The sequence below is a fragment of the Kaistella haifensis DSM 19056 genome (assembly GCF_000735695.2).
Classification (GTDB): Bacteria; Bacteroidota; Bacteroidia; order Flavobacteriales; family Weeksellaceae; genus Kaistella; species Kaistella haifensis.
The window spans coordinates 1-2878 of sequence record NZ_JASZ02000061.1; the positions used below are offsets into that span (position 1 = coordinate 1).

Annotated in this window: 4 protein-coding genes and 2 pseudogenes; 2 read left to right on the plus strand and 4 right to left on the minus strand. The window is 31.0% G+C overall.

Annotated features, from left to right (window positions below; genetic code table 11):
* Positions 1-110, plus strand: a pseudogene (locus AP75_RS14945) (transposase); the annotation flags it as partial.
* A 238-nt stretch (positions 111-348) separates the two neighbouring features.
* On the opposite strand, the gene AP75_RS13610 reads toward AP75_RS14945, so the two are convergent.
* From AP75_RS13610 to AP75_RS14910, 4 genes are all read right to left on the minus strand, one after another.
* Entirely contained in the window at positions 349-990 is a 642-nt protein-coding gene (locus AP75_RS13610; RefSeq protein WP_051872748.1) for a GLPGLI family protein, read from the minus strand.
* 116 nt (positions 991-1106) lie between these two features.
* Positions 1107-1343, minus strand: coding sequence for a plasmid mobilization protein (locus AP75_RS13615; protein WP_143755922.1), 237 nt, complete (start codon positions 1341-1343; stop codon positions 1107-1109).
* A gap of 495 nt (positions 1344-1838) precedes the next feature.
* On the minus strand, positions 1839-2381 hold the full coding sequence (locus AP75_RS13620; protein WP_143755924.1) for a zincin-like metallopeptidase domain-containing protein: 543 nt from the start codon (positions 2379-2381) through the stop codon (positions 1839-1841).
* Between the two features lie 35 nt (positions 2382-2416).
* Complete coding sequence (locus tag AP75_RS14910; protein ID WP_088264981.1) at positions 2417-2617, minus strand: ArdC-like ssDNA-binding domain-containing protein; 201 nt, start codon at positions 2615-2617, stop codon at positions 2417-2419.
* A 65-nt stretch (positions 2618-2682) separates the two neighbouring features.
* Between AP75_RS14910 and AP75_RS14560 the strand changes: the two are divergent.
* Positions 2683-2878 (plus strand): annotated as a pseudogene (locus AP75_RS14560) (IS982 family transposase); the annotation flags it as partial.

Sequence of the window (2878 nt, forward strand, 5' to 3'; positions counted from 1 at the left end):
CATGAAGAGGGTCAACACGCGGGGCATGAAAAACGCCAACAAGCATGTTTTAATGGCCGCTTTGGCTTACAACCTGAAGAAGTACCTGAAGTTTATCTCCCGGAAACCAAAAAGCAATGCCCAGATTATGCACCTTCCGGAAGGGATACTCCGGCTTTTTCTAAACCGGTTCCACAGTTCGCTGATCACTTCAATTTAAGCCACCCGAAAACCTCAGCTCCTTTGCCCGACAAAAATAGAAACCTCCCTTAAATCGCTTTAAAGGAGGCCGTTTTTTATGGTTTTACTTTGGAAATTACTGAAAATGTGGAGTTGTGCAACGGTTACCTATGTTACCTGCAGTGTTTTTTAATTGAATTTTGGCGCTTTGTCTTTTTCAATATAAATATATCTGCTTTTAATTCCATTTTGCAACATTGCTTTTTTCTTATTAAGTTCTTCCATGCTTTCAACAGTTTCATTTTTAAATGTCGCTTTTCCTCCATCTTTTATTTGAGCAGAAAACATTCTTATTGGGTCTGCATAAATTTCCTGAATGTATTTGTTAAACTTCTCGTTTGTTACGGGAAGTGCGGTTTTTCCGTAATGTGTTTCAACAAATTCCTTTGTGTCGTATGTTTTTGGAAGTTTTATGTTTTTCACAAGTTTGTAAACAAAATATTTTTGACTGTCTTCCAAAATGAAAATCAATCCAGGTAAACCTCTAAATTTGTAAGGTCCTTCAGAAATATTTACATCTTTTGAAAACCAAGCCGTCCAATCTCTTCCAGCAAATTTTGTAGCTGCTTTTTGAAGTTTGTAGCCTTCAAAATTTTGCGTTTCATTTGAGAGTTTCCACTTCATTTCGTCGTTTGTAGTGACTGCGAAATAGTCAAAAAAGTCTCTATACCAAATATTTTTGTTAGAATTTAATTTTCTAGTTAAAACTTGGTCGGTTTTTGTGCTGTAATGAGAGGAATATTCGTTCGCTTTTTTATCCTTTTCTTTCATCAATAAGATAATCGACTCCCTGCGTACTCCCTTTTACAGATTTTGCACTTGCTGTCATTTTAAAAATTTTAATATTTCAACTTTTAATTCTGCATTGATTTTTTTCAATTCTAAAATCAAATCTTCCCTATTTTTTTATTTAAAATATTCCCTAGATTTTTCAAAGCGTTACTGATATAAGTTAGATTTTTCCAAGCCTCTAATTCTTCTTTTGAAAAACGCACATTTAATTTTTTATCAATTGCGGATCTTCTCATATATTCAGAAATGGATAAACCAGCCTCCCTAGATTTTGCAATAATTTCATCTCTTTCTTGCAACGTTACTCTCACTTCAATTTTCTTACTTTTCATAATTTTCATTCAATAATATATCTGAGAACTTAAAATTTATTTTGCCGACCAACGGGAGCAAAACGAGATGTATTTGGCGTGGATAAAAATCCAATTTTGCAAAGCAAAATTTATTTTTGTCCTGACAAAGACACTTCTCGACCTACAACACTTTTCAATTTTCATCTTTCTTCTACTTTATTTTAAAATCTCCAATCAGTTTTAAGAAAACAACCCTACTTCCATAGTCGGAAAAAACATTTCAAAAAATGCGGGTGGGTGAGATGAGCCAGAAATCGGCTTCCTATATTGAACAAAATATCTCCCGTATTATTGTATAAATTTAAAAACCTACAACAATACATTTCGATTTTATCTACTTCGAATTGCGATCTACTATTTAAAAAAACAGTGTGCTTAAAAATGAAAAATTGGGCATCCAATTTTTCCAATTTTTATTAAAGTTCCTATCAATAAAAACAAAAAAAACCTCTCATAAAATGAGAGGTTGATTTCTTAAAATTGTTCTAAATATTTCTTTGCTTTTTTTGATTGAATGAAGGCATTTTTAATATCTTCAATTCGATTTTCTTTGTGGGTATCGGACCACCCTTTAAGGTATCTAATTGAATTCAAAAGTTCGTCAGTAATTCCAAATTGAAGCGCCAAAAGCATTGAACCCATTTCGGCAATTAGTTCTTCAAATGAATACTTAATTTTGTCATTAAATCCTTCACGAAGATTTCTGTTTAATCTTTTTTCGTGTCCTGTCCAATGAATAATTTCATGAAATAAGGTCGTATAAAATTTCACTTCTGAAACGAAATGTTTTTTTAAAGGCATCTTAATATAATCAAAAATCGGGGAGTAACTACCATGTGAAATCTGTTCAAATTTAACTTTCAGCGATGCGTTTTCAATTAATTTTTGAACGAAATTTTCACAATTTATTTGATCAACAAATTCTAAATCTTGGGCTTCATCTAAATCAATATTCAAATTTAAATCTTCTAAATTTTCAATCTGATTTGAATTAAAAACTACATAATTTTTAATCACCGGATATTTATTTATTTGCTGCAGTTCTGCGGAACTCATATTTTTAATATGCTCCAAAGTGTAAGATTTAAAGTTTCCCGATGCTTATATACAAAACTGAAAAATTCAATAACAACTCCTTTTGATCCTTTTTTAAGTTTTCCGCCTGCTTTTGAAATAGAGTTGAATGTTGCGTATAAACTAGAGGTAAAACCATTTGTAAGGGTATCGATATATAAAGTCAACCCGTAGTGCATTATAAAAAAGGTTACTCATAATACGAAAATTTCGTATATTGTATTGACTACCAATCTAATACATTATGAATAACCTAGATGCAATTTACGATTTTATTTTAAAGGAATTAAGAAAATTAACCATCAAAGAAAATTTTTATTTCAAACCAATTAAACCAAAATTATCTGATTTAGAACTCATTGCAATAAATATTTCTGCAGAATATTTATCGATAGATTCAGAATATCAGTTGTTTAGATACCTCTCTAATTCAAAACTAA

What these genes read in the sequence shown, in the direction of transcription:
- AP75_RS13610 (WP_051872748.1), bottom strand. Translation starts at nt 990, where the DNA reads ATGAAAGAAAAGGATAAAAAAGCGAACGAATATTCCTCTCATTACAGC.
- AP75_RS13615 (WP_143755922.1), bottom strand. Translation starts at nt 1,343, where the DNA reads ATGAAAAGTAAGAAAATTGAAGTGAGAGTAACGTTGCAAGAAAGAGAT.
- AP75_RS14910 (WP_088264981.1), bottom strand. Translation starts at nt 2,617, where the DNA reads ATGCACTACGGGTTGACTTTATATATCGATACCCTTACAAATGGTTTT.